At 71.5% G+C, this 26,517-nt stretch carries 21 protein-coding genes and 2 pseudogenes; 11 read left to right on the forward strand and 12 right to left on the reverse strand.

The genetic code is table 11. The annotated features are described in order from the left end of the window. Positions 1-606 precede the first annotated feature (606 nt). Positions 607-1,521 carry an outer membrane protein gene (locus AC3AOF_RS08510; protein WP_236991135.1) on the reverse strand — a complete coding sequence of 305 codons (915 nt, stop codon included), beginning with the start codon at positions 1,519-1,521 and terminating at the stop codon, positions 607-609. A gap of 203 nt (positions 1,522-1,724) precedes the next feature. Between AC3AOF_RS08510 and AC3AOF_RS08515 the strand changes: the two genes are divergently transcribed. The 3 genes from AC3AOF_RS08515 (at position 1,725) to AC3AOF_RS08525 (ending at position 6,188) form a co-directional block, all read left to right on the forward strand. Then, positions 1,725-3,161, forward strand: a complete 1,437-nt coding sequence (locus tag AC3AOF_RS08515; RefSeq protein WP_488348229.1) for a cobyric acid synthase — start codon at positions 1,725-1,727, stop codon at positions 3,159-3,161. Between the two features lie 427 nt (positions 3,162-3,588). Beyond that, positions 3,589-4,956: a DUF1800 domain-containing protein gene (locus AC3AOF_RS08520; protein ID WP_488348230.1), complete on the forward strand. Its 1,368-nt coding sequence runs from the start codon at positions 3,589-3,591 to the stop codon at positions 4,954-4,956. 5 nt (positions 4,957-4,961) lie between these two features. Further along, positions 4,962-6,188 (forward strand): DUF1501 domain-containing protein, encoded by a 1,227-nt coding sequence (locus AC3AOF_RS08525; protein ID WP_236991132.1) that lies wholly within the window; start codon positions 4,962-4,964, stop codon positions 6,186-6,188. A 260-nt stretch (positions 6,189-6,448) separates the two neighbouring features. On the opposite strand, the gene AC3AOF_RS08530 is transcribed toward AC3AOF_RS08525, so the two are convergent. From AC3AOF_RS08530 to AC3AOF_RS08555, 6 genes are all read right to left on the reverse strand, one after another. Then, a protein-coding gene (locus AC3AOF_RS08530; RefSeq protein ID WP_488348231.1) for an IS630 family transposase occupies positions 6,449-7,530 on the reverse strand; the annotation gives its coding sequence in 2 pieces (ribosomal slippage) (positions 6,449-7,044 and positions 7,044-7,530; 1,083 coding nt in all). A gap of 142 nt (positions 7,531-7,672) precedes the next feature. Then, the gene (locus AC3AOF_RS08535) at positions 7,673-10,744 is read right to left on the reverse strand and encodes a glycosyltransferase (RefSeq protein WP_488348232.1); all 3,072 of its coding nucleotides are present in this window, start codon (positions 10,742-10,744) and stop codon (positions 7,673-7,675) included. A gap of 177 nt (positions 10,745-10,921) precedes the next feature. Continuing rightward, complete coding sequence (locus AC3AOF_RS08540; RefSeq protein ID WP_488348233.1) at positions 10,922-11,896, reverse strand: alpha/beta fold hydrolase; 975 nt, start codon at positions 11,894-11,896, stop codon at positions 10,922-10,924. Between the two features lie 76 nt (positions 11,897-11,972). Continuing rightward, the gene (locus AC3AOF_RS08545) at positions 11,973-12,209 is read right to left on the reverse strand and encodes a hypothetical protein (RefSeq protein WP_236991129.1); all 237 of its coding nucleotides are present in this window, start codon (positions 12,207-12,209) and stop codon (positions 11,973-11,975) included. Between the two features lie 143 nt (positions 12,210-12,352). After that, the gene (locus AC3AOF_RS08550) at positions 12,353-12,934 is read right to left on the reverse strand and encodes a sigma-70 family RNA polymerase sigma factor (RefSeq protein ID WP_236991128.1); all 582 of its coding nucleotides are present in this window, start codon (positions 12,932-12,934) and stop codon (positions 12,353-12,355) included. Further along, positions 12,931-13,353 carry a NepR family anti-sigma factor gene (locus tag AC3AOF_RS08555; protein ID WP_488348234.1) on the reverse strand — a complete coding sequence of 141 codons (423 nt, stop codon included), beginning with the start codon at positions 13,351-13,353 and terminating at the stop codon, positions 12,931-12,933. Before AC3AOF_RS08555 ends, AC3AOF_RS08550 begins: the two co-directional genes overlap by 4 nt. Before the next feature lie 385 nt (positions 13,354-13,738). Here AC3AOF_RS08555 and AC3AOF_RS08560 point away from each other — a divergent pair, with 385 nt between their 5' ends. Continuing rightward, positions 13,739-14,023, forward strand: a complete 285-nt coding sequence (locus tag AC3AOF_RS08560; protein ID WP_442919300.1) for a hypothetical protein — start codon at positions 13,739-13,741, stop codon at positions 14,021-14,023. A gap of 48 nt (positions 14,024-14,071) precedes the next feature. Here the strand turns inward: AC3AOF_RS08560 and AC3AOF_RS08565 are convergent, their stop codons facing one another. The 5 genes and pseudogenes from AC3AOF_RS08565 to AC3AOF_RS08585 form a co-directional block, all read right to left on the reverse strand. Further along, positions 14,072-15,307: a molybdopterin molybdotransferase MoeA gene (locus AC3AOF_RS08565; protein WP_488348235.1), complete on the reverse strand. Its 1,236-nt coding sequence runs from the start codon at positions 15,305-15,307 to the stop codon at positions 14,072-14,074. Then, the gene (gene moaC, locus AC3AOF_RS08570; RefSeq protein WP_236991125.1) at positions 15,304-15,801 is read right to left on the reverse strand and encodes a cyclic pyranopterin monophosphate synthase MoaC; all 498 of its coding nucleotides are present in this window, start codon (positions 15,799-15,801) and stop codon (positions 15,304-15,306) included. Before moaC ends, AC3AOF_RS08565 begins: the two co-directional genes overlap by 4 nt. A gap of 92 nt (positions 15,802-15,893) precedes the next feature. Then, a complete protein-coding gene (locus tag AC3AOF_RS08575) occupies positions 15,894-16,259 on the reverse strand; it encodes a DUF779 domain-containing protein (RefSeq protein WP_236991124.1) in 366 nt (121 codons plus the stop codon). A 310-nt stretch (positions 16,260-16,569) separates the two neighbouring features. Beyond that, positions 16,570-16,905 (reverse strand): annotated as a pseudogene (locus AC3AOF_RS08580) (DUF4372 domain-containing protein); the annotation flags it as partial. Between the two features lie 610 nt (positions 16,906-17,515). Then, positions 17,516-18,202, reverse strand: coding sequence for a sigma-70 family RNA polymerase sigma factor (locus AC3AOF_RS08585; RefSeq protein WP_488348236.1), 687 nt, complete (start codon positions 18,200-18,202; stop codon positions 17,516-17,518). A 298-nt stretch (positions 18,203-18,500) separates the two neighbouring features. Here AC3AOF_RS08585 and AC3AOF_RS08590 point away from each other — a divergent pair, with 298 nt between their 5' ends. The 7 genes and pseudogenes from AC3AOF_RS08590 to AC3AOF_RS08620 all read left to right on the forward strand — a co-directional run bounded on the left by AC3AOF_RS08590 (position 18,501) and on the right by AC3AOF_RS08620 (position 26,473). Beyond that, positions 18,501-19,961: a helix-turn-helix transcriptional regulator gene (locus tag AC3AOF_RS08590; RefSeq protein WP_488348237.1), complete on the forward strand. Its 1,461-nt coding sequence runs from the start codon at positions 18,501-18,503 to the stop codon at positions 19,959-19,961. Positions 19,962-20,055: 94 nt separating this feature from the next. Next, positions 20,056-20,229 (forward strand): CsbD family protein, encoded by a 174-nt coding sequence (locus tag AC3AOF_RS08595; protein ID WP_488348238.1) that lies wholly within the window; start codon positions 20,056-20,058, stop codon positions 20,227-20,229. 68 nt (positions 20,230-20,297) lie between these two features. After that, on the forward strand, positions 20,298-20,786 hold the full coding sequence (locus AC3AOF_RS08600) for a CsbD family protein (RefSeq protein ID WP_236991120.1): 489 nt from the start codon (positions 20,298-20,300) through the stop codon (positions 20,784-20,786). Between the two features lie 107 nt (positions 20,787-20,893). Further along, positions 20,894-21,805 (forward strand): PhnA-like protein, encoded by a 912-nt coding sequence (locus AC3AOF_RS08605; protein WP_236991119.1) that lies wholly within the window; start codon positions 20,894-20,896, stop codon positions 21,803-21,805. A gap of 64 nt (positions 21,806-21,869) precedes the next feature. After that, a complete protein-coding gene (locus AC3AOF_RS08610) occupies positions 21,870-22,073 on the forward strand; it encodes a CsbD family protein (protein WP_236991118.1) in 204 nt (67 codons plus the stop codon). Between the two features lie 179 nt (positions 22,074-22,252). Beyond that, a pseudogene (locus tag AC3AOF_RS08615) lies at positions 22,253-22,441 on the forward strand (CsbD family protein); the annotation flags it as partial. 738 nt (positions 22,442-23,179) lie between these two features. Next, positions 23,180-26,473, forward strand: a complete 3,294-nt coding sequence (locus AC3AOF_RS08620; RefSeq protein WP_488348239.1) for a DEAD/DEAH box helicase — start codon at positions 23,180-23,182, stop codon at positions 26,471-26,473. Positions 26,474-26,517: the final 44 nt, after the last annotated feature.

A 26,517-nucleotide genomic window follows, 5' to 3' on the forward strand; every position in this document is an offset into this window, starting at 1 on the left:
TCGGGACGGCACACGAGAGCGCCTGAAGTCTGCCGGCCCAGGGGCTCGACTGCCTTCGACCTCATCCTGAAAGCCTGTTTGAGCGGCTGCGTCGATCAATCTGGCACAAACACCCACATCTCTCGCCGTCATCCCGGGGCTCGACGAAGTCGAGAACCCGGGATCCACAAACGCTGACGTGGACGAAAGTGGACGAAAACAGCGGAAACCATTCCGCTTCGTCCTGCATCGTCAGCGGTTATGGATGCCGGGTTCAGCTGCGCGGCCCCGGGATGACATCGCGGGTTTAGTTTCCGTCATACCAACGGCCCAAGATGCTGATGCATCGATTCGATCTCGGGCAAGGCCGAGATCGACGGGGCCGTCGACCCATCTCGAATTTTCGACACCAAGCCCAGAAGTCCGGGACCTCGGGCTTGGCGAAAATTCGAGAACGGAACCAAAGGTCGTTCTCAACGACCGTTGGCATCTGTCAGCTCACACAGCCTCCGAGGTCGTTCGACACTCTCGGCAAAGGCAAAAACGGCCGCCGGGCGATGTGCCCCACGGCCGTCGAGAGGGGCGGGCCTTTTCAGGCCCGCCGATGCGGCTCAGCCGATCGGGCGATCAGAGGCCGTTGAACTTGTAGCTGAATCCGGCGCGGACCAGGTTGCCCTCGGTGTGAAAGCGCGAGGTGTAGGAGCCGCGCGGCTGGGCACCGAGGCCGCCATTCACCGCCAGCGCGGTGTTGTTGACGAGCACGTTGCGGCTGCCGAGGTCGTAATGCAGGTACTCGGCCTTGATCGTCACGGCCTGGGACTGGATGCCGAGCAGGCCGAGCAGGCTGTAGCGGGCCAGGAACGAGTCGGTGGGCAGGGCGTACTCGATGCCGCCGCCATAGGCGTAGCCGGTCGCGATGTCGTTGTAGCGGCCGGCATAGGCCAGGGCCAGCGGCGGGTTCGCACCGGCCGTGGTGTAGAAGTTGGCGCGATAATCGACGCCGCCATAGGCGAAGCCGCCCATGCCGTAGACGAAGACGCGGTCGAAGGCGTAGCCGGCGCGGCCGACGACGGTGCCGAGCCAGGACAGCTCCTGACGGAAGGCGCTCGGGTCGGAGAAGCCGTTATTCGCGGCGAGCTGCGGGCCGAGATAGAAGGTGTTCTTGTGGAGGTCGGTCCAGGCCCAGTCGGCCTGGACGCCGACCACGAAGCCCGAGCCCGGCGTGAACTGGTAGTTGTAGCCGAAGCCGCCGCCGATATTGGCCAGCCCGTCCTGCTCGTTGCGCACGGCCGGCGGGCGACGCAGGGTCGCGACGTTGCCGATCGTGTTGGTCGGCGCGACGTCGTTGCCGATCGTGGTGATGCGCTGGCGGTCGGTGAAGGTGTAGTCGGTGTGCAGGCCGGCGTAGAAGCCGGTCCAGGTGAAAACCGGCACCGCGGTGAAGACCGGCGGCGGGGCGACGCGGCGCGGCAGGTCCGCGGCCGAGGCCGCTCCGGCGAGGAGCGACGTGGCGGCGCCGGCGAGCATGAACTTCTTGAGCACTGGAGTACGCCCCGGTTGAGCGAAATTGTGGCCGCAGGCTAGCTTAGGCGTGGCCGGACGCCTATGACCTGCGCGCCACACCTGGCGGTTGACCGGGCGGGTTTCTGAATTTTTTCCGTGCGCTGCCGCACGGGCCGGCCGGCAACCCCCGAGGAGCCATGTCCGCAGGCGATTTGCCCGCACGAGAGAATGCGAAGGCCCTGATGATCCAGGGTACCGGGTCGGATGTCGGCAAGTCGCTGATCGTCGCCGGGCTCGCCCGGGCCTTCGCGCGGCGCGGCCTGCGGGTGCGGCCGTTCAAGCCGCAGAACATGTCGAACAACGCCGCCGTCACCGCCGATGGCGGCGAGATCGGCCGCGCCCAGGCGCTCCAGGCCCGGGCGGCGGGCGTGCCGCCCTCCGTGCACATGAACCCGGTGCTGCTGAAGCCCCAGAGCGAGATCGGCTCGCAGGTGGTGGTGCAGGGGCGGATGGTCGGCACGGTCCGGGCGCGGGAGTATCAGGACTGGAAGCCGCGGCTGCTGACCTCCGTGGTCGAGAGCTTCGGGCGCCTGCGGGCGGAATCCGACCTGGTCCTGGTCGAGGGCGCGGGCTCGGCCTCCGAGGTGAACCTGCGCCGGGGCGACATCGCCAATATGGGGTTCGCCCGCGCCACCGGCACGCCGGTGGTGCTCCTCGGCGACATCGACCGCGGCGGGGTGATCGCGAGCCTCGTCGGCACCAGGGCCGTCATCGACCCGGAGGATGCCGCGATGGTGCGCGGCTTCCTGGTCAACCGCTTCCGCGGCGACCCCTCGCTCTTTGCGGACGGCATGAGCCTGATCGCCGCCCGCACCGGCTGGGAGGCTCTGGGGCTGATCCCGCACTTCCCGCAGGCCGCCCGGCTGCCGGCGGAGGATATCTTGGGCTTGCGCGGCGCCGAGCGGCCGGGGGGCAAGGTGGTGGCGGTGCCGGTCCTGCCCCGCATCGCCAATTTCGACGATCTCGATCCCCTGCGGGCCGAGCCCGGGGTGAGCGTGGTGCTGGTCGAGCCCGGCCGGCCGATCCCGGCCGAGGCCGACCTCGTGCTGTTGCCGGGCTCGAAGACCACCATCCCCGACCTCGCCTTCCTGCGGTCGCAGGGCTGGGACATCGACATCCTGGCTCATCGCCGCCGCGGCGGGCGGGTGCTGGGTCTGTGCGGCGGCTACCAGATGCTCGGCACGACGTTGAGCGATCCTCAGGGCATCGAGGGGCCGCCCGGCACGGTGGCGGGCTTGGGGCTCCTCGACGTCGAGACGGTGCTCACCGCCGAGAAGCGGCTGGCGGCGGCGAGCGGGGTCAGCCTGCCGGAGGAGACGCCGTTCACCGGCTACGAGATGCATGTCGGCGAGACCGACGGACCCGACTGCGCCCGGCCCCTGCTGCGCCTCGCCGATGGCCGCTCCGACGGCGCGGTCTCGGCCGACGGGCTCGTCTACGGCACCTACGTGCACGGGCTTTTTTCCGACGAGGGCCAGCGCGCCCTGTGGTTGTCCCGCCTCGGCGCCGCGCCGGGGCCGGAAGCCTACGAGGCGGTGGTCGAGCGCGTGCTCGATCGGCTTGCGGACCACCTCGAAGCCCATGTCGATTGCGACCGGCTGCTCGAATTGGCGAGCTGAGAGCTCAATTGAGTTGCGAGAGTGCCATCGCGCGGGGTTTTTCTATCCCATCCGCGACCTCATCCTGAGGTGCGAGTGAAGCGAGCCTCGAAGGAGGGCTCCAGATGCCGCTGCGATTCCTGGAGCCCTCCTTCGAGGTCAGTCGATTTTCAACCGACTAACACCTCAGGATGAGGCCGCGGGTGGGGCAGGGCATGACATCATACGATTTCCGATTGATCGCTTCGCGATGCGGAAATCGGCTTCGCTCACGCGCCGCGCGGGCTGGTGATACGCAATCCGGAAGTGATCTTCCGGATTGCGTATCAGTCAAACAAATCAAACGTTTCCCCCCAGAAACAACCTTACGAAATCGTCATCCTGCACTCAGCATCGGTTCAGCCAGCCGGGCGCGTCATCACGCCTGACGAAACGGGAGGGCACGGGCATGGCGGTCGATCCGCGTCGGACGGCGCTCGCCCTCGGGCGGTTCGGGCTCGGCGCCAGGCCGGGCGACCTGGCGAGGGCGGAGCCGGTCGAGGAGATCTTGCGCCGCGAGATCCTGGCCGGCACCGTGCCCCTGCCGGCCGGGCCGGACCTGGCTTCCGCGTCGACCTTGCTGTCCGCCCTCCACGCCGAGGAGCAGGCGCGCAAGCTCGCCCGGGCGGGCCACCCGGACGCGCCGATGCCGGAGGGGCCGCCGGCGCCGTCGATCCAGGAGCGCACCTACCAGGCCGAGGTGGCGGCCCGACTCGCTTTGGCGCGGGACGCGCCGGCCGGCTTCGTCGAGCGTCTGGTCTGGTTCTGGGCCAACCACTTCACCGTCTCGGTGGTGCGGGGGCCGCAATTGCGGGTCAGCGCCGGCGCCTTCGAGCGCGAGGCGATCCGCCCGCACGTGCTGGGGCGCTTTCGCGACCTCCTGCTCGCTGCCGCAACCCATCCGGCGATGCTGATCTATCTCGATAACATCGCGTCGATCGGGCCCAATTCGCCCGCCGGCCAGCGCCAGAAGAAGGGCCTCAACGAGAATCTCGGCCGCGAACTCCTCGAATTGCACACCCTGGGTGTCGATGGAGGCTACGGCCAGGACGACGTGACGGCGCTCGCCCGCATCCTCACCGGCTGGTCGCTGCACCGCGACGGCAATGCCGAGGGCCTGCCGGGCGCCACCGCCTTCCGGCGCGGCGCCCACGAGCCGGGCGCCGTGACGCTGCTCGGACGCACCTATCTCGATGTCGGGCCCGAGCAATTGCGCATGGCCCTCGACGACCTGGCGGCGCATCCGGCGACCGCCCGCCACGTCGCCGCGCGGCTTGCCCGCCACTTCGTCGCCGACGATCCGCCCCCCGCGCTGGTGGCCCGCCTCGCACAGACGTTCCTCGACCAGGACGGCGACCTGTCGCGGGTGGCGCTGGCACTGATCGAGGCGCCGGAGGCCTGGGAGCCGGTGCAGCGCAAGATCCGCTCGCCGCAGGAATTCATGATCGCGGCGATGCGCGGGCTGTCCCTCGCGCCGGATCCCCGGCTGGCGATGGGCGCGCTTTCGGCCTTGGGGCAGCCGTTCTGGTCCGCCCCGGCCCCGAACGGCTATCCCGACGATGCCGGAACCTGGGCCTCGCCGGAGGGCTTGCGGGCGCGGCTCGACCTCGCCGCCCGGATCGGCCAGCTCGCTCCCGGCACCGACCCGACCGGGCTCGCCGAGGCGGTGCTCGGCCCGCTCGCCACCGACGAGACCCGCACTGCGCTCCGCCGGGCCGAGAGCCGGGCGCAGGGCGTCGCCCTCGTCCTGATGGCCCCCGAATTCCAGCGACGGTGATCCCCATGGATGAAGTCTGCGAGTTCCATCCCAGCCGCCGGGCGATCCTCGGCACCGCGGGCGCGCTTTTCGCCTGGAGCGCCGTGCCCCGCACCGCCTACGCGGCGCCCGGTGCCCGGGATGCCCGCCTCGTCGTGGTGATCCTGCGCGGCGCCCTCGACGGGCTCTCGGCGGTGGCGCCCCTCGGCGACCCGGCCTATGCGGATCTGCGGCCCGGGATCGCGCTGACCCGCGACGGGCCCGCCGCGGCGCTTCCCCTCGACGGTTTCTTCGCCCTGCATCCGGCGCTGCCGACCTTCGCGCGGCTCTACGCCGCCCGCCAGGCGATGGTGGTGCATGCCGCCGCCACCGCCTACCGCGAGCGCTCGCATTTCGACGGGCAGGACGTGCTCGAGACCGGCCAGCCCGGCCCCGGCCACACCGCGAGCGGCTGGCTCAACCGCCTCGTCGCCGCCCTGCCGGCGGGGGAGGGCATCCCGCCCCGCACGGCGCTCGGCGTCGGGGTGACGCCGCCGCTGATCCTGCGCGGGCCCGCCCCGGTCCTCGGCTGGGCGCCGCCGCGCCTGCCGCGGGCGAGCGACGAGCTCGGCCGGCGCGTACTCGGCCTCTATGAAGCGCACGACCCCGCACTCGCCGCCTCGCTTGCCCGCGGCCTCGACGTCGATGCCCTGGCCAAGGGCGAGCCCAAGGGTGACCCCAAGAGCGGGCCGAAGGGCAGCGGGGGCTTGCGCGGCCTCGCCGAGGGGGCGGCCCGGCTGATCGCCGCCGATGACGGCCCGCGCATCGCGGCGCTCGCCCTCGACGGCTGGGACACCCACGCCGACGAGGGCGGCGCCACCGGCCGCCTCGCCGGGCTGCTCGGCGGGCTCGACGCCGTGTTCTCGGCCTTCTCCGAGATTTTGGCGCCGCGGTGGTCCGACACCGCGATCCTGGTCGTCACCGAGTTCGGCCGCACCGCCCGGGTCAACGGCACCATCGGCACCGATCACGGCACCGGCACGGTGGCGTTCCTCCTCGGCGGCGCGGTGCGCGGCGGCCGGGTGCTGGCGGACTGGCCGGGCCTCGGCCCCGCCCAGCTCCGCGACGGCCGCGACCTCGCGCCCACCACCGACGTGCGGGCAATCGCCAAGGGCCTGGCCGCCGACCTGTTCGGCCTGTCGCCGATGGTGCTCGGGCGCAGCGTCTTCCCGGGGACGGAGGCGTTGCGGCCGGTGGGTGGGTTGGTGGTGTAGGGTCGGCGCGCCGAGCTGTGTTTCCTGTCCCGCCCGCGACCTCATCCTGAGGTGCGACCGTAAGGGAGCCTCGAAGGAGGGCTCCAGAAGTCGCCGAGCAAAATGGAGCCCTCCTTCGAGGTCAGTCGATCTCTGATCGACTGATACGCTTTCCGATTGATCGCTTCGCGATGCGGAAATCGGCTTCGCTCAGGCGCCGCGCGGGCTGATGATACGGAATCCGGAAGTGATCTTCCGGATTCCGTATGATACCAACGGCCCTAAACTTTGACCTTCGCCCAGTCGCGCGCTGTGATTGAGGTCACGAGGTCCGGGTTGTTGACGAAGAAGTTCCAGGCGTCGCAGCAAGCCTCGACGATCTGCCTGTAGTCACGGAACACCCGATTGGCGAGCTTGTTCTGGCGCACGTATTGCCAGACCAGTTCCATCGGGTTCAGCTCCGGCGAGGACGCCGGCAGATGCAACAGCGTGATGTTGTCCGGCACCGCCAGGCCACGCGGTCGGCGTGTCTTGGCGGTGCCGTGATAGCCGGCCCCGTCCAGCACCAGGATCGCGTGTGCGCCCTCGGCCACCTGCTTGCTGATCTCGGCCAAGTGCAGCGACATCATCGCGGTGTTGACCGTCGGCAGCACCAAGGCCGCGCTGGTCGCGCGCGCCGGGCAGGCCGCGCCGAACACGTACGCCCACTTGTAGCGTTGGTCGCGGGGCGCCCGCGGGCGCGTGCCCTTGCGCGCCCAGACCCGCGTCAGCGTGCCCTGCTGGCCGACGCGCGCCTCGTCCTGAAACCAGATCTCGAGCGGCTTGGCGCGGACGGGTTCGGGCAGGGCCTCTGCCACGCGCGCGGCGAAGTTTTTTTAAATGCTTCCTGGATCTCCTCGTCGGCCTTGGGATGCTGCGGGCGCACCGAAAGCCGCACGAAGCCAAGCTCCGCCAGGTGCTTGCCAACGGTGCGCTCGTGCATCTCGACCCCGAACAGATCCTTGATCCGCGCCTGAAGGTCGACCCGGCGCCAGCGCACCACGCCATCGGTGTCGACGTCCGGCCCCGCCTCGACCAGCGCGGCCAACTGCTGCTTCTGGTTGGGCGTCAGCTTGGCGGCCCGGCCTGGCGCCTTGCGGTCGCTCAGACCTTCAAGCCCCTCGGCGTTGTAGCGGTGGACCCAATCGCGCAGGGTCTGGCGGTCCATGCCGCAGGAGCGCGCCGCCGTGGTGCGATCGGCACCCTCCAGCACCAGCGCGAGCGCCAGCATGCGACGCGCCGCCGGAATGCTCGGCGCCTTGGACGATGCTGCGCGCAACGCCTCAGCGCTCAGATCCGTGCGGGTGATGGCGATCCCGGTCATGGCACGCTCTCCTGATCCGTGAACCGAATCAGAACTGGAACCCGCGCGCAACACGCCGAGTCAGCCTCACCGGCCGTTGGTATGACACCTCAGGATGAGGTCGCCAGGGGAATGAGGTCGGCTGATCCAGGCGAGCAATTTGTCAAACAGCCTGCCCGATCTCCGTTCCGGCCGCCCCCTCGATCGCCGCCTGATACTCCGCGAGGCTCGGCGCCGCCGCGGGCAGGCTCGGGATCGCCACCTCCGCCAGCTGGCCGCGGGCGGCCACCAATGCATCGAGCAGGAACGCGGTGTCGCGGGTGAACGGGAGCAGGAGCCCGCCGCCCTCCGCCCGGATGCGCTCGGCCGGCGCGCCGATATCGAGGGCAACGACCGGGTAGCCCGCGGCCCAGACCTCCGACAGGACGTAGGAATAGGTCTCGGGCCAGACGCTCGACAGGAAGACGTAGTCCGGATCGGCTTCGGCCAGGAGCTGCGGCAGCTCTTCCGGCCGGTAGGCGCCGGTCACGGTGAGGTTGGGGAGATCCTCCACCCGCTTCCGGTCGGCGACGTTGCCGATCACCGTGAAGGCGATCGGCCGGCGCTCCCGCGCCGCGCGCTCGGCGAGCGCCACCAACAGCTCGAACCCCTTGTGCGTGCCGATCCCGCCGACGAGGGCGACCCGCACCGTGCCCCCGCGCGCCCGGCGCGGCCGCGCGGGGGCGGGGGAGGCCGCCTCGGGATGCGGCACCATCGCGATGCCGGACAGGCCGAGGCGGCGCGCGTAGCGCTCGGCGGTGTCGCGGGAAGGCGCCACCAGGCACCGTGCCCCGCGCAGGATGCGCTCGTTCGTCGCCAACCAGCCGTCGAGGCCGCCGCCCATCAGGGCATTCTGGTCGGCGTAATCGTAACCGACGCCGCGCACGGTGCAGTGGCGACAGACATCCGGCGGCGGCTCCTCGCAGTAAAAATCGCGCCCGTCGACCAGGTGCACCTTCGGGCAGTACCATTGGAAGTCGTGCAGCGTGACCGCGTAGGGCCACCGGCCGGAGAGCAGCCGGTCGAGCACGCCCGAATCGTAGCCGAAACGCGCATTGAGGTGGAGGTCGATGGCGATGCCGGCCGCCTCCATGGCGTCGAGGAGGCCAAACAGGTCGTTCGGCCTCAGGGTTACGGAGGCGCCGGCCGCATCGAGGGTGAGGGCGAGATACTTGCCCATCGGCGCCAGGTGGCCGATCTCGTGGTCCTTCGCCCGGGCGAGACCGCGGACCTGGTCGATGTAGCGCGTCGCGCCGCCCCCCAACCCGTGGCCGACATGCAGGGTCAGCCGCCGGATGCGCGCGGCGAGCAGGGACCCGAGCACGGCGAGCCGCAGGGGCTGGAGCGGGTCGGCGGCGATGAAGCCGTCGACCTCGTCCTGGTATTCCGGATAGAGCGCGACGAGCCGGGCGTGGTTGCGCTCCAGGATCGCGAGCCGCTCCCCCTTGCCGAACGAGACCGAGCCCTCGTGCTCGACATAGGTATCGGTGGCGGCGACGTGGATCCAGCCGAGGTCGCGGGCCGTGAGGCACCAATCGACCTCCTCGCAATAGCCTCGGCCCCATTCGGGCGAGAGACCGCCGACCTCGTCGAGGGCCTGCCGGTTCATGTAGAGGCAGAAGCCGACCCCCGTCGGGATGACGACCGGCTGGGGTGACGCCGCCTCGAGGGCCGCGTCGATCGCGTCGGGCCCGAGGCCCAGCAGCGGGCCTTGCGCCTCCGGCATGCCCGGGAAGCCCAGGATCGTGGCGTTGTTCGAGAGCGGGGTGGCGCTGGCGATGCCGGGCGCGCGGTGGCAGGCCCGTGCCAGTTTCTCCAGCGCGCGGGGCGCCAGCACCGTATCGGCATTGACGAGGATGCAATCCTCGCCCGGCTCCAGGAGCGCGAGGCCGCCATTCACCGTGCCGATGAAGCCGAGATTCTCCCGGTTGCGCAGGACCGTCAGGCCGGGATGCTGGGCCGCCGCAAGGTCGTCGAGGTACCGGGTGACGTGCGCATCGGGCGAGGCATCGTCGATCACCAGCGCCCGCATCCGCTGAGGCGCGAGCTGCGGCAGCAGCGAGGCGAGGCAGGCCTTGAGGTCGGAAAGCCCGTTATAGACCGGCACGATCGCACAGGCCGGGGGCGGCGTGCGGCCGGTCTCGGGCCAGACCTCCGGCACGGCCGGCGCGGCGAGGGCGAGGCGTGCCCCGCCGCCGGGTCGCACCGCGGCCACCAGGCGATCGCGCAACGCGCGGCGCTCCTTGAGCGTCGTCGACGGCGCACCCGGCAGGAGCAGCGCCCGCGCCTCGGCCCGGGCGAGCTCGATCGTGCCGCGCAGGTGACCGATCACTTCGCCCGCGCCGATGGGGCCGACCGCGATGTCGGTGCCCGGCTTGAGCGCCCCGGGCGGGAAGGCGAAGGCGGCGGAGTGGCGGCCGAACAGGTCCAGCAGGTCGGCCCGCGGATGGGTCTCCACCTGCGCCACCTCCTCGCCGTTGCGGACCGCCCGCACGAGGCTCGGCCGGTCGGGTCCGGCCTCGTCGAACACCCAGCCGGTGACGCGGTTCGGCGCCTCGACGTAGAGGCTCGACCGCAGCCGCGGCGCGTAGGCGCCGACGCTCTCCACGGTGTCGCCGGCCCGCACCGCGATCGTGTGCGGCTGCCCGTCGAGGGCCCAAGGTGGCAGGACGAGGCGGAAGCCGTTCCAGCCGCCCTCGCGGCCGCCGAAGCGCAGCTCCGGCCGGTAGATCCCGGGCCGGACCGGCTCCCCCTCCACGCCGTCGACGACGAGGTGAACGGGCGGGAGCGGATCGGCGGAGAGCGACGAGACCCAGCCGGCGAGCACGCCGCCGACGACGCCGTCGAGATGGAGAGTGTGGCGCCCGGGCCCGACGGCGACCCGCTGCTGGTCGGCCCGGCCCGGCTCGGTCACGGTGAACCGCAGGGTCGCGGGCGCGGCGAGCAGGGCCGGATCGAGGGCGGCATGCAGGTAGGCGGTGCCGCCTTCCGTGAAGCGGCGCTCGATCGGCAGGTCGTGCTCGCGCTCGCCGGACTGCGCCAGGGTGAGCCCGACCGCGTCCGGATCGGCCTCCGGGTTCAGGGCGACCAGGATTCCGCAATTGTAGAGCCGGCCCCAGGCGACCGGGCCGGGGGGCGGCACGAACCACTGGCGCCCCGTCTCGGCGATACGCCGCGCGCGTTTCAGGATCGTCACGTCGCAAGAACCCGCACACAGGAGGGAGACGCCGGCACGCGGCCGGCGGAGATCGAGTCTCCTCCTAGCCGAGACCGGAGCCGTCCGCGACTTGCCGCCGCGTCATACGACGGTCAAGTCGTTTGGCGCCGTCCGGTTTCAAGGGGGTGTGCGAGGGTCTCTCGTGCAAGGGCTCGTTCACGTGCCGGTGACGGCATCGAGCACCTGGTCGGGGGCGATGTGGTGCAGCATGTGGCCCGCATCCTCCACAGCCACGAGGCGGCTGCCGGGGATCTCCCGGTGCAGGGCCACCGCCTGGTCGGCATGGGAGAGCAGGCGGTCGCCGGTGCCGGACAGGATCGTCACCGGCATCCGCAGGCTCGCGTAATGCGGCCGGAGCGCGAAGGCGTCCGGCACCATCAAGGCCGATTCCGCCGCGGCGCTGCGCAGCTGCGAGGGACGCAGGACCATCTCGGCCGGGAAGTCGCGGGTGAACCGCCCCGGCACCGGGCTCGGCCCGAACAGGCGGGCCAGGATGCGCGGCCAGAGGAGGCGGCTCGCAACCGGGGCGACCGTGTGGCTGATGAGGTCGCCGAGGCCCGGCAGCCCCTGCGGGACGAAGAGCAGGGAATCGATGCGGGGGCTGGGGAAGTAGTAGCCGGATTCGAGGATCAGGGCCCGCACCCGGGCCGGGTCCTGGAGCGCCAGCGCGATCGCCACCTGCGCCCCCCAGGAATGGCCGAGCACGACGGCCTCCTCCACCCCGAGGCTGTGGAGGGCGCCGCGGATCAGCCCGGCCTGCATCGCCGGCGTCCAGATCCGGCTGCGGGGCCGGTCGCTGTAGCCGAAGCCCGGCCGGTCGAACGCGATCACCCGGTGCGTCCGCGCCGCCCCGTCGAGGAGGCCGCTGACGAGCCAGTCCTGGATCAGGCTGCCGTTGCCGTGCAGCAGCACGAGGGCCGGCCCGCTCCCACGCTCCAGCACGTGCAGCCGCGTGCCGCCGACCTCGACGAACCGGCCGACCGGCGGCGTCGCCCGTTCGGCGGCGCGGGCGCGGCGCCCGTTCTCGACCGCGCTGGCCCCGAGCAGGGCGGCCCCCGCCAGGGCGAGGCCGGCGGCGGGGGACAGGGTGGGGGAGTGAGAGCGCGTGGGGACGTAGGGTTGTGAGTGCATGTTGGCACAACGGCGGGCGCCGGAGTTGGTTCGCTCGCCGACCCGGGACGGACGAGGACGTCCGCCCCGTTCTCGCTCAGGCGCTCAGGCGCTTTTCCGGATAGGGCTCGGTGGCGACGAGGGAGCGGGCCATTGCGTCGTTCTCGGCGTCGAGGATCGCCTGGGCGATCCGGCTGACGAGGTCGCAGCTCGCTGCCTCGAGGGCGGCATCGTTCCCGGCCCGCGCGGCCGCGGCGAGGGCCGAGCCCTCCTGCATCACGATGGTGCGGGCGGTGCGGATCGCGTCCGCGACGGCTTCGTAGGGGCGGGGCATCGACCAACTCCACGGATTGCGAGTGCTGCAGGTCCGCGCGGACGCCGCCGGGGCCTGCCGTCAGGGCATCGAAACCACGGAGCCTGAGAAACCGTTCCAGGGGTGCGGCGTCCCGGCCCAGTGTGCCTCACGGATGGTGTGCCTCACGGATGTCCCATCGCCGCCAGGGTCGCGCCGTCGCTGCCGATATCGTCGGGACCGGTCATGCCGAGCAGTTCGATCAGCCGCACGCGCGCCCGGCTGACCCGGCTCTTGATGGTCCCGACCGCGACGCCGCAGATCTCGGCGGCCTCCTCGTAGGTGAAGTTCTGGGCCCCCACCAGCACCAGCGCCTCGCGCTGGCTCGCCGGCAGGGTGCTTAGGGCCGCCTGGAAGGCCGAGAGCTCCACCCGCGCCTCCTGGTCGGGCAGGGCGGTCAGCCGGCCCGCCATCACACCGTCGGCATCCTCGACCTCGCGCCGGCGCTTGCGCTGCTCGGAATAGAACAGGTTGCGCAGGATGGTGAACAGCCAGGCATAGAGGTTGGTGCCGGGGGTGAAGCTGTCGGCCTTGGTCCAGGCCCGCACCAGGGTCTCCTGCACCAGGTCGTCGCTGCGGTCGAAGTCGCGGGTCAGCGAGAACGCGAACGCCCGCAAGGCCGGGATCGACCCGAGGAGCAGCGCCCGCATCTCGGGATCGACGGGCGCGATCGGCGCAGGTGTAGGGTTGGGCTTGGCGGAGTTCATCGCGCATCCTCCTGCCCGGGATCCTCGGCCGGAGTTTCGGCCGGAGTTTCGGCCGGTATGGCGGCCGCCGGCGGGGTGCCGGCATCGAGCCCGGCAATGAGCGCTGCGAAGCGCTCCGGCACCGGGGCGCTGAGAAGGTCGGCGTAGTGGGCGCGCAGGGCCCGGCCGAGCCGGCGTCGGGTGAGGGCGTCGAGTTCGCCCTGCGCCTTGCCGTCTGCCGTCCCGTTCCCTTGGCCGTTCCCCTGGCCGTTCCCTTGACCCGGCCGTCCGCGGGAACGCGGCTCCGGTCCGACCGGAGCGTCGGTATCGATCTCGTCGTCGCGCATCGCCGCCTTAGCCTCGCGGCTGCCGGGGCCGGGCTGCCGGGCGAGGCGGGATGCCTGCCGGAGCCGCGGCGCGCCGATCGAGAGCCGCCTCACGCTTCGTTGGACGCCGCAATAAAGCCGTGGAATTTAATGCGATCTGAAACCGCCGTTCACCCAATCTTAATCCAAGCGTAGCGGTAAAGCATCAGCTTGTCCGTGGGATCACACGAAACTCAACTCGCCACCCTGCCGCGGTGACATGGTCTGGATTGGCGTTCGGCGAGGCTGATCTGGCGCCGCCCGCTCCCTGGGGGCGGCCTGAATTCCGGGGGACTGCTCCCGCGGGGAGGGGCCAGGCCCAGACAGGCCGTCACAAGCTTCGAGGCGCATCCCCACGCGGGTGTGACCTGGCTGCGCTTGTCCGGCGGCGCGGGGCACCTACCCTACGTCTTTCGGATTCTCCAGCGGGAATGACGCCTTGAACCCCGGGAATGACACCTTGAACACGACGTCGCTTCGTGCGCCCGCCGCCGCCGCGGCCTTCCTGACGCTCCTGGTCCTGACACCCTTGGCGGCGACCCCGGCCCTCGCCCAGCGGGACGATCAGGGCCTGCAGATGAATTGTGCCGGCGACTACTTCAAACTCTGCGCCGGGGCCGATCCGGACAGCCCGGAGGTGGAGCGCTGCTTCACCCGTAACCGCGCCCGGCTCTCGCCCCAGTGCCGAGCGGCGATCACCGCCTACGACCGCAAGACCGGCGGCAAGGGGGCCGAGGAGCAATAGGCTCCGGCAAGCGGTCGGCGCGGGCGGGGACGCGTGTCCCCCCCTCCGTCACAAACCTCGGTCGAGCCTCAGGATGCGGCAGGGATCGCCGGCCCGGGCGGCCGGCGCGTGGGGCGCGCGGATCAGCAACGCCTCGGAACGGGCGAGCACCGAGAGCATCGAGGAATCCTGGCGCGCGGCCGGGTGGACCAGCGGCAGCCGGTCCGGTGCGGTGTCGAGGGCGGCCCGCATGTAGTCCTGGCGCCCGTCATTCGCCGGCAGGTCGCATCCCAGCAGCGCCGGCTCGCTGCGGTCGGCCCCGGCTTGCGGGTCGCCGGCCAACGCCCGAATCAGCGGGCGGACGAACAGCAGCCCGCACACCACCGACGAGACCGGGTTGCCGGGAAGCCCCAGCACCGCCATCGGCCCGAGGCGGCCATGCATCAGCGGCTTGCCGGGCCGCAACGCGACGCGCCAGAAGCCGAGATCGAGTCCCTGCCGGGTCAGCGCCGACTGGACGAGGTCGTGGTCGCCGACCGAGGCGCCGCCCAACGTCACCAGGAGGTCGGCCTCCGCGTCGCGGGCGCGGCTGATCGCGCTTTCGAGATCCGCGAACGAGTCGCCGGCGATGCCGAGATCGATCGCCTCGGCCCCGGCCTCCTCCGCCATCGCGGCGAGCGCCAGCCCGTTCGAGGCGACGATCTGGTCCCATTCCGCCGGCTCGCCCGGCCGGACCAGCTCGTCGCCCGTGGCGAGCACCGCGACGCGGGGCCGGCGCCGGACGCTCAAGCTCGGGTGCCCGCCTGCCGCCGCGAGCGCCACCCGCCAGCCGTCGAGGCGTTCGCCGGCCGAGAGCAGCCGGTCGCCCTCGCGAAAATCGAGCCCGCTGCCGCGGATATGGCGCCCCGGCGGGTTGCCGGCCCGGGCCAGCACCGTGTCGCACTCGGCTTGCGTGTCCTCCTGGATCACCACCGTGTCGGCGCCCGCCGGCAAGGGTGCGCCGGTGAAGATGCGGATCGCCTCGCCCTCGCCCACCGGTCCGCGGGCGCCGTGGCCGGCGGCGCTGGTGGCGGTGACGCGCAGGCGCACCGGCGTATCGGGCGAGGCCCCGGCGACATCGGCGGCGCGCACGGCGTAGCCGTCCATGGCCGAGGTCGAGAAGGGCGGCTGGGTGCGAAGCGCCCGCACGTCCTCCGCCAGGGTGCGGCCGGCGGCGGCGGTGATCGCGACGGTCTCGGGCGCGACGGGCCGGGCATCGGCGAGGATGCGCGCCAGCGCCTCGGCAACGGGAAGGAGCGCGCTCACGCGCCGACCTCCCGGCCGGTCGATGCCTCCCAGACGCCCGAGCGGCCGCCGCTCTTGTGCAGCAGCCGCACGCCCTCGACCCGCATGCCCCGGTCGGCCGCCTTAACCATGTCGTAGACCGTGAGGCAGGCCACCGAGACGGCGGTCAGCGCCTCCATCTCGACCCCGGTCGGCCCCTGCACTCGGACCTCGGCGGTGACGCGGATGCCCGGCAGGCCCTCATCGGGCTCGCACTCGACCCGGACCTTGGTCAGCAGCAGCGGGTGGCAGAGCGGAATCAGCTCGTGGGTGCGCTTGGCCGCCATGATGCCGGCGAGCCGCGCGGTGCCGAGCACGTCGCCCTTCTTGGCGTCGCCCTCGCGAATCAGCCGCAGGGTCTCCGGCTGCATCACCACTAAGCCCTCGGCGCGGGCGGCGCGGTCGGTCGCGGCCTTGTCGGTGACGTCGACCATGTTGGCGGCACCGGCGGCGTCGAGATGGGTCAGGGTCGGCATGGCCTGCTCCGGATGAACCGCCCCGCGCTTAGCACGCCCGCCGCCGGCTCCGCCACGGCCTCGCCGTGGCCCTGTATCGTGGCCCAGCCTCGTCAGGCGTTCAGCGCCGCAGTCTCGGCCTCGTCGAACACGCGCGAGCGCAGGAGGAAGCGTTGCCCCGAGCCGTTCTCCAGCGAGAACATGCCGCCTCGGCCCGGCACCACGTCGATGATGAGCTGGGTGTGCCGCCACGCCGCGTATTGCGGGCCGCTGATGTAGAACTCGGCCCCGCCGATCGCGCCGAGATGCACGTCGCCGTCGCCGATCAGGAAATCGCCGACGGCAAAGCACATCGGCGCCGAGCCGTCGCAGCAGCCGCCGGATTGGTGGAACAGGACCGGGCCGTGCTCCCGGCGCAAGGTGTCGATCAGGTCGAGGGCCGCCGGGGTGGCGGTGACGCGGGGTGGGGGAGCGGCCATGCGGGCGTCCTTCAGTGGGAAAACGCGGTGATTTTACACGACAGGATGTAGCGCGGGTTTTCCCCTTTCCCCTCTGCGGCAGGGCTGTCCGGGGAAGCTAAGCAGACTTGCGTTGGCAGGCCAACGCTTCGTCCGCTTAGATCCTTGTTTTATCGCAGATTTTTTCCGCAAAACCGGCGGCCACTTTTGCGAAATCTGCTTAGGAGGCATGGGCCGTGCTCCTACTGCGCGGGGTCGAGGCCGGTCTTGGCGGGAGCAAGGCCCGGACCTCGGCCCAGGTCTGCGGTTCGAACAAGCCCTGGCGCAGCAGGTCGCGGCGCAAGGAGCGGTCGAGTTGGCCGGCCAGGCGGGCGAAGGTCTCGGTGAACACCGCCAGGGGGCGGCGCTGGTTGGCATCCGAGAGGGTCGGGCGGTGCAGCGGCCCGGTGCCGAGGTGGGGGTGGGCCGCGGCGTGAGCCCAGGCGACCTCCAGGCCGCGCAAGCTGGCGGCGGGGCTGAGCTGGGCGAAGATCAGCACCAGCGGGTGATCACAGGAGGAGAAGCACTTGTCGTAGGCGTCGGCGCCGTGGCGCGCGACGCTTTGGGCGGTCTGCTGGCGATCGAGGCCTTCCAGCAACCGGGCGAAGCGGGCATCGCTGGGGTGCATGTCCTGCCCGGATGTTCGTGTCTCGACAACCGGACAACTCCCGCATCACCTCCGGCGTGGCAGGGCAGGCACCCAGCCCCAAATTTTCCCCGGACAGCCCAGCTGCCGGCGCAGCCGCGCAAGGTGCCGGTGAGCGCGACGCTGGCGAGCCCGCTGCGGATCGTCCCGGTGATGCGGCCGTCGGCCATGGCCTGTCCGGACGCGTCGACGCCGTGATTCCCGGCCTCGTCCACGATGCCGTTCCGAATCACGATCGGGTAGCGGTACGGCCCGGTGCAGCTTCCGGTCTCGGCGGTGGCGACGACCGACCAGGCGCCGTCGAAGCGGTTCGCCGTGGGCGCGGCCGGGGCCGGAAGCGCGGGGACGGATGCGGTGAAGGCCGGGACCAGGGCCGGTGCGCCGACCGGGCGGCGGGATGGCGTCATGATCTCCTCTGATCGGGGCGTCCGGCTCCATGGCCGGACCGGTCGTGGAGAACTCGCGACGAACCGGGCACGGACGGGGGAACCATGCCGTGCCCGGCCCGCGACCGTTCCGGACGCCTCGGGGGATAGCGCCGGAACGATGGGGGACGCCCTGTCGGGCGAAACGGGTGGGGGGCCTGCACCATTCAGGCGGCGCCGGACGGATTCGGGGGACTGCGACCCGGGCCGTCCCGGTTCGGCCCTCGCCGCTCCAGATCCTGACCGAGATCTTGCCCGAGATCCTGCCCGAGCCGGTCGCGGGCCCGACTGACGCGGCTCTTCACCGTGCCGGCCGGGCAGCCGATGATGCCGGCGGCGGCCTCGTAGGACAGCCCTTCGACCGCGACGAGGAGCAGCGCCTCGCGCTGCGCCGGCTCCAGCCGGTCGAGGGCGCTCTGGAGATCGCGCAAGGCGGCCCGGTGCTCCTGCTCGGCGGCACTCGCCAGGGTGGCGGCATGGGCCCCGTCGGGATCCGCCACTTCGAGACGGTACTTGCGGCGACCGTTGAAGAAGCCGTTGCGCAGGATCGCGAACAGCCAGGCCGACAGGCTGGTGCCGGGGACGAACTGGTGCCGGTGCTCCCAGGCCTTGAGCAGGGTGTGCTGCACCATGTCGTCGGCGTCGGCCCCGTGATGGGCGAGGGACAGGGCGTAGCGGCGCAGCCGCGGCACCGCGCCGAGAAGTTCGCGCCCGAACGCCGCCGGCACTTCCTCGGCGGATGCAAGTGCTTGCGTCAGGCGCGTGAGCATCTCGCCGAGGCGCGAGCCGGCATCGAGCGCAACGATCTCGGGATAATACTCCCGCAGCAGCCCACCGAGATGCGACGGTATCACGGCGATGGCAGCCTCCGACTCGGCAACCTTCGCGCGCGTCTCGTGGTCTGTCTGCACGGAAAAAGACCCGTCAACCATCTGCAGATCGGACTAGACCGGTCGTCCCTACGGGCTAGTCCCGTGGGGTAGTAGGCCGGTCCGGCGATGTGCGGACTTATTTCTGGTCACCGGCAATTACGTCAATGATACGATTTTACCGGTGAATCTCGCTTCCCCGCGGGAACCTGCTGGTGCGCGATCCGTTTGTGCTCCGTTGCCTCGACAGGCAACGACGCGAGCATGAAGGATCGCTTGAGCTGTGACCGCAGGCGTCGACAGGCATGAACTCCGGCAGATCATCGCCGGCCTCAGCGAGGGGGTGATCCTGGTCGAGCCCGACCAGACCATCGCCTACGCCAACGAGGCTGCGCTCGCGATGCACGGTGCCGAGAGCCTGGACGAGATCGGCCCGACGGTCGACGCCTACCGGGAGCGCTTCGCCCTGCGCTACCGCAACCACCGCGCGCCGGAGAGCTACCCGATCGAGCGCGTCGTGGCCGGCGAGCGCTTCCACGACGTGGTGGTCGAGGTGACGCGCACCGACAGGCCGGATGTCGGCTTCGTGCATTCGCTGCGCAGCCTCGTCGCCACCGACCGGGAGGGCAAGCCGAGCTGCCTGGCACTGATCCTCAAGGACGTGTCGGACCAGTTCGAAGCCGAGGAGCGCTTCGAGCGCACCTTCAACGCCAACCCGGCCCCGGCGGTCATCACGCGGCTCTCCGACCTGCGCCACGTCAAGGTGAATGCGGGTTTCCTCGAGATGACCGGCTTCACCCGCGACGCCGTGATCGGCCGCAGCGTCTACGAGGTCGACGTGCTGGCCAATGCCCGAAACCGCGACCTCGCGGTGTCGCGGCTGAACGAGGGCGGCACCATCCCCCAGATGGAGGCACGCCTGGAGCTGCCCGATGGCGGCGGCCGCTTCGTGATCGTGGCCGGCCAGCCGATGGAGATGGGCGACGAGCCCTGCATGCTGTTCACCTTCGCCGACCTCGAGCTGCGGCGGAAGGCCGAGACGGCGCTCCGCCAGAGCGAGGAGCGCTTTGCCAAGGCGTTCCGCCTGACCCCGGTCCCGACCCTGCTCGCCCGCGCCGACGACTTTCAGGTCACCAGCATCAACGAGGCCTTCGGCCGGGTCTTCGGCCTCAGTGAGGACAAGGTGGTCGGCCGGGCCCCGGCGGAGTTCGGGCTATGGGTCTCGGCCGAGCAGCGACGGCGGTTCGAGGAGGGGCTGGCGCGGGCCGGATACGTGCTGGGACTGGAAGTGTGCCTGCGCCACGAGAACGGCGCCGACCTCGACTGCCTGGTCTCGGCCGAGCGGGTCACCATCGGCGAATCCGAGTTCGTGCTGATGGTCCTGCAGGACATCACCGAGCGCAAGCACACCGAGCGCGAGCTGTTCGACGCGATCGAGACGGTGATGGCCGATACCTCCTGGTTCAGCCGCGGGCTGATCGAGAAGCTCGCCAACCTGCGCCGCCCAGGCCGCGAGATGCCGGACGCCGCGGTGCCGGACCTGACGCTCCGCGAGCGGCAGATCCTCAACTTGATCTGCAGCGGCCTCGACGATGACGGCATCGCCCGCAAGCTCGGCCTGTCGCGCAACACCGTGCGCAACCACGGCGCCGCGCTCTACCGCAAGCTCGGCGTGCACCGCCGCACGGAGGTGATCCTCTGGGGACGCGAGCACGGATTCCCGCTCCAGGCATCCGGTAGCTGAGGTTCAGGATACCGGTATTTTCCTACCATTGAAGATGCGCGACGCGCCTACATCTGCAGGCCGGTCGGAGTTTTCTCAACACGACGAGGTGCTCATGACCGATCGCGCGTCAAAGACTTCCACCGGCAAGCCTTGCACCGAGCAGGTCAAGGGTTCGGTGAAGGAGGCCATCGGCAAGCTCACCGGCGATGTCCGGGTCGAAGCCGAAGGCCGGCGTCAGATGGCCGAGGAGACGTCTCGTAAGGGGACCGGACCTCGTAAGGACTGACGACACCCGTCATCCGGCGCCCCGCTCGGGGGCGCCGCCTTTTCCCAAGAACACCAGAGGAGAGACCCATGGTCGATACCAATCGCATCACCGGCGCCGCCAAGGAACTCGGCGGCAAGATCCAGGGCGTCGTCGGCGACCTGACCGGCTCGCACCGCGACTCGGCCGAGGGCCGTTTCCGGGAGGCGCAGGGCGCGGCGGAGGACGCCTACGGCCAGGCCAAGGACACCGTCCGCCACGCCGCCGACCGGGCGCAGGACTATGCCGGCGACGCGGCCGACCGGACGCGGGACACCGTCCGCCATGCCGCGGACCGGGCCGAGGACCTCGCCGACCGGGCCCGTCACCGGGCGCGGGATGTCGCCGGTCACGCGCAGGGCTACGCCGAGGAGGCCCAGGGCTACGCCGAGGAGGTCTACGAGCGCGGCAGCCGCTCCCTGCGCCACGGCGCCCGGCAGGTCGGCCACCAGGTCGCCGAGTACCCGCTCGCCTCGCTGGTGATCGCCGGCTTCGTCGGCTTCGGCCTCGGCCTCCTCGTCAACGCCAACCGCGACTGATCTTCGAGGCCGCCTCGTGAAAGGGCGGCCCCGGAGCGGCGAGACCGCGCGGGGCCGCCCCACGAGAGGCCTTCGACGACGATGCTCGAACGACTCGGAGTAGAAGCGTGACCATCCAGACCCCCGTTTCCCCCCTCGCCACGGCGGCCCAGGCCGATACCCGCGCGGTCCTGCTCAACCAGGTCTCCTGGGGCGCCATCTTCGCCGGCGCCGTGACCGCGCTCGTAACGCAGGTGATCCTCAACCTCGTGGGCGTCGGCGTCGGCCTGTCCTCGGTCGGCGTGAATGCCGCCGACAACCCGGCCGCCTCGACCGTGTCGATGGGCGCGGGCCTGTGGTTCGTGGTCTCGGGCATCGTCGCCTCGCTGGTCGGTGGCGCCATCGCGGGCCGGCTTTCCGGCAAGCCGCTGCCGGGTGCGGCCGCCCTGCACGGCCTCGTTTCCTGGGCGGTGACGACGCTCGTGGTGATCTACCTCGTGACCTCGGCGGCGAGCGGCCTCGTCGGCGGCACGCTGAGCACCGTCTCGGGCGCGCTCGGCGGCGCCGGCAACCTCGTCGGCGGCACGGTGCAGACCGCCGCCCAGGCGGCGGCCCCGTCGCTGTCGAAGGTCCAGAACCCGCTCGAGGGCATCGAGGACAAGGTGCGCCAGCAGGCCGCCGGCCAGGATCCGCAGGCCGCCCGTGACGCCGCCGTAGCTGCCGTGCGTGCCGTGCTGACCGGCGACGCCGCCCAGAAGGAGCAGGCCAAGACCCGCGCCGCCGACGCTCTCGCCAAGGCCCAGAACATCTCGCCCGACCAGGCCAAGGCCCAGATCGACGACTACCAGAAGCAGTACGAGCAGGCGGTCGCCACCGCCAAGCAGAAGGCCGAGGCCGCGGCCGTCGCCGCCAAGTCGGCCGCCACGCAGGGCGCGTTCTACGCGGCCATCGCGCTGCTGCTCGGCGCCGCCGCCGCCTTCTTCGGCGGCCGCCTCGGCGCCCCGAAGCTGGTGACCGCCTACGACGCCCGCCGCGTCTGATCCTCGACCGGCTCCCGCCCAGGCGGGAGCCCTCCCTTCCCCTCGAACGACAGGAGAGATTTCGATGAGCAGCACCACCGACAAGCTCAAGGGCCTGGCCAACGAGGCCGTCGGCAACGTCAAGCAGGGTATCGGCAAGGTCACGGGCGACGACCATCTCATCGCCGAGGGCAAGGCTCAGGAGTTGAAGGGCGAGGCCCAGCGTACCGTCGGCGAGGTCAAGGACGGCGTGAAGAACGCCGCCGACAGCCTGCTCGGCCGCAAGTAGTACCGACCATCTTCCACCGGGCGGCGGGATCGTCCCGCCGCCGCTCCACCCTTAGATCTCAGAGCACTTCACGATCGCGTTGCGATCGCGAACCTCTCCCTATCTTTGATCGTGTCGCATTTTCTACGGCGAACCGGCATCCACCTCGTCGGAGAATGCTCTCAACTCAGGAGGACAGCATGAACCGCGACCAGTTCAATGGGGCGTCCCGTCACCTGAAGGGCCGCGTCCAGACCGCGCTCGGCGGCCTCACCGGCGACCCCGCCCGCCAGGTCCGCGGCGCCGCCAACCAGGTGGCCGGCGGCGCGCAATACGCCTATGGCCGCGCCCGCGACCGGGCGGAAGACTTCGTCGACGACGGGCGCCATCTCGCCCATGAGGCGCGTGAGCGCGCCGAAAATCTAGCCCACGAGGCGCGTGAGCGCGCCGAAGATCTCGCCCATGAGGCGCGTGAGCGCGCCGAAAATCTCGCACAGGAGGCGCGTGAGCGCGCCGGGGATTTCGCCCACACCGCGCGCAAGCGGGCCGATCACCTCGTCGAGGACGGACGCCACGCCGCCCATGCGGTTCGTCGCCGCGGCGAGGCTTACGGCCAGAGCGCCCTGCGTTACGTCGAAGGGCACCGCACCAACACGGTCGTCGGCATCGCCGTCCTCGCCTTCGCGGCGGGCTGGCTCGTCCGCCGATCGCGCTGACACTCTCACCATCCGCTGAAGGGAGACCCCGCCATGCTGCGCAAGATCTTCACGCTCTTCGTCCTGCCGAAGCTGATCGCCTATCTCGGCCGGCGCGGATCCCGCCCCCGGCCCGGCCGGACCTACTGATCCAGCTGGTCCGAGCGTTGTCGCCGGCAGGGACGTCCCGGCCGCTTCGATGCCACCGGTTGTGACGAGGCCGATCGGGACGACATCCTTCGACGGTCGAGCGCGGGCCTCTCCTCCGGGAGAACCCGCGCTTTTTCTTTTTTCCGATACGGGCCCGGTCCCCTTCGTGGAGTGAGGGCGCCCCGCACTCCCCCACCGCATTCCTGTGCATGCGACAGCCATCGCCTGGACCCAGCGCAGCCGCTGGGCGTTTCCCGGTCCAGAGAATGGGAGCGGGGGCCGATGGCAAAGCGCAAGGCAAGGCAGCGCGCGACGGCGGCAGTCGAGGAGTCCGTAGCGCCGCTGGTGCCGCCGGGCGCCCTCGCGGTGGCGCTGCTCTCCTTGCGCGAACGGGGCCGGCCCCTCGTCCACGTCGCCCGCGACACCCGCCGGCTGGAGGAGATCGCCGCGCTGCTGCGCGGCCTGGGCCCGGGGATCGGCGTCGCGATCTATCCGGAATGGGATTGCCTGCCCTTCGACCGCGCCTCGCCTTCCCGCGGCACGATGGGCGCCCGGGCCGGGGTGCTGCGCTGGCTCACCGACGCAGACCACCTGCCCGACATCCTGCTCACCACCGCCCCGGCGCTGATCCAGCGCGTGCCGCCGCCGGAGACCTGGGCCGAGGCCCGGGTCGAGATCCGGGCCGGCGACGCTCTTGACGCCGGCCGCCTCACGGCGGAGATGCAGCGCCTCGGCTACATCTTGGACGACCGGGTCGACGAGCCCGGTGAGGTCGCGCTCCGCGGCCGGACCATCGACGTCTTCCCGGCCGCCGCCCCCCGCCCCTGCCGCATCGAGCATGCGGGCGGAAAGGTCGTGGCGATCCGCACCTACGATCCGGTGTCGCAGCGCTCCCTCGACGAGGTCGAGACCCTGGTGGTCGATCCGGCGACCGAGATCGTCCTGGCGCCGGATTCGCCTTTGCGCCTGCGGCCGTTCACCGGACAGGAGCACCAGCTCCCGACCCTCTACGGCCGGCTCACGACCGTGCTCGATTACGTGCCGGAGGCCCGCCTGGTGGTCGAGGCCGGGGCGGAGGCCCGCGCCGAGGCCTTCTTCGAACAGATCGCCGAGGGGCGTCGGCCGGAAGTGGCGACACGTGGGCAGGCGGTGCCGCTCTACCTCACGCCCGCCGAGTGGCAAGACGTGCGGGAGGCCCGCGAGATCGCTGTCGCGAGCGATGCCGACGCGGAATCGGTCGCGGTCCCGGCCTTCCAGCGCGAGCGCCGGCCGGGTGCAGCCTTCTCGGCCTACCTGCGCGAGCGCCTGAAGGCCGGCGATCGGGTGGTGCTCGGCGGCGATCCTGCCGGGCTCAAGCGCCTGTCGCGCCAGGCCGCGCGGACGGCGGAGCGCAGCGTGCGCCCGGTCGCCGACTGGTCGGAGGCGGTCGCCGCCAAGGCGGGCGAGATCCTGGCCATGCCCGCTCCCCTCGATGCGGGATTCCGGGTGCCGGATCTCGGCATCACGGTGATCGCCGCGCCCGACGTGTATGGCGGCACCTCGGCCCGCCCGAGCGCCGGCCAGCCGGTGATCCTGCCGATGGGCGAGGTCGATCTGCGCGTCGGCGACGTGGCGGTGGACCGCGACCACGGCCTCTGCGTCTTCGAGGGCTTGGAGCGCATCGCCACCGGCGACGGCGGCAGCACCGAGGCCCTGCGCCTGCGCTTCGCCCACGAGGCGATCCTGATGGTGCCGATGGCCCAGGCCGACCGGATCTGGCGCTACGGCTCGGAGGAAGACGCCGTCACCCTCGACACCCTCGAGGGCGGCACCTGGGCGAAGCGCCGGCTCACCACCGAAGCCGGCCTGGCGCGGGCCGCCCGTGCCATGCTGGCGGCGGCGGAGGAACGCCGCCAGGCCAAGGCCCCCGCCCTGGTGCCGCCGGAGCGCGAGATGGAGCGGTTCGGCGCCGGCTTCGGCTTCCCGCTCACCCCCGACCAGGCGAAGGCCGTCGACGGCGCGCTCGCCGATCTCGCGGGCACGCAGCCGATGGACCGGCTGGTCTGCGGCGATGTCGGTTTCGGCAAAACCGAAGTGGCCTTGCGCGCCGCCGCCGCGGCACTCCTTGCCGGCAAGCAGGTCGCCGTGGTGGCACCGACGACGGTGCTGGTACGCCAGCACCTGCGCACCTTCGAGCGGCGCTTTGCCCGTTTCGGGATCGGGGTGGCGCAGCTCTCGCGGCTCGCAGGCCCCGCCGAGGCCAAGCGCGTGCGCCAGGGACTCGCCGACGGCTCGATCCGCCTCGTCGTCGGCACCCATGCGCTCGCCGGCCGCGGCGTGGCGTTCGCGGATCTCGGGCTCGTGGTGATCGACGAGGAGCAGCGCTTCGGCGCCGCCCTGAAGGAGCGCCTGCGCACCATGGCGGGCGACGCCCACGTCCTGACGCTCACCGCGACGCCGATCCCCCGCACCCTGCAATCGGCCCTGGTGGGTCTCAAGTCGCTCAGCGTCATCGCGACGCCGCCGGCGGTGCGCCAGCCGATCCGCACCCTGCTGACGCCGCTGCACGACGACACCCTGCGCGCGGCCCTGATGCGCGAGAAGGGCCGCGGCGGCCAGAGCTTCGTCGTCTGCCCGCGCATCGAGGAGATCGGCCCGATGGCCGAGCGCCTGAAGCGGCTGGTGCCGGAACTCGCGACCGTCGTCGCCCATGGCGAGATGAAGCCGGCCGAACTCGACGAGATCATGGTGCGCTTCGCCGATGGCGAGGGCGACGTGCTGCTCGCCACCTCGATCATCGAAAGCGGGCTCGACGTGCCGCGGGCCAATACCATGCTGGTCGTCGACGCCGAGCGCTTCGGCCTGGCGCAGCTGCACCAGCTCCGCGGCCGGGTCGGGCGCGGCCAGCGCCGGGGCGTGACCTACCTGCTGACCCGGCCCGACCGCGAGCTGCCTCCGGCGGCCGAGAAGCGCCTGCGCACGCTGGAGGCTCTCGACCGTCTCGGCGCGGGTTTCGCCATCAGCGCCCGCGACCTCGATCTGCGCGGCGCCGGAGATCTCGTCGGCGAGAATCAGGCCGGCCACGTCAAGCTGATCGGCCTCGGCCTCTACCAGCACCTGCTCCAGCTGGCGCTTCGCGCCGCCAAGGGCGAGCCTGCGGAGGATTGGGCTCCGGACATCCGCCTCGGCCTCGCCGGCGACGTGCCGGAGGATTACGTGCCGGAGCCGGAACTGCGGCTGAGCCTCCATACCCGCCTCCTGCGCCTCGGCTCGGCGGAGGAGGTCGAGTCCTTGCGCGGCGAGGTCGAGGACCGGTTCGGGCCGCTGCCGACCGGCGTGCAGGCCCTGTTCACCCTCGGCCACCTGCGCGTCGCCTGCCTGGCCCTCGGCATCGCCCGGCTGACCGGCGGGCCGCAGGGGCTGGCGGTCGATTTCCGGCCCGGCTGCGCGCCGGCCGCGATGCCGCTCGGCGACGACCTGACCGCCCGGGAGGGGCGGCTGATCCTGCGCCGCGCTTGCGACGATCCGGACCGGCGCGGCGAGACGGCGGCCGAGTTCCTGCAGCGGATCCAGGAGGCCCGCGACCATCAAGGCTGACGACACGTCCGGCGCCGGCTTTTCATCCGGCGTCCGGAACGATC

This window comes from Methylobacterium sp. 142-1Y, assembly GCF_057747795.1.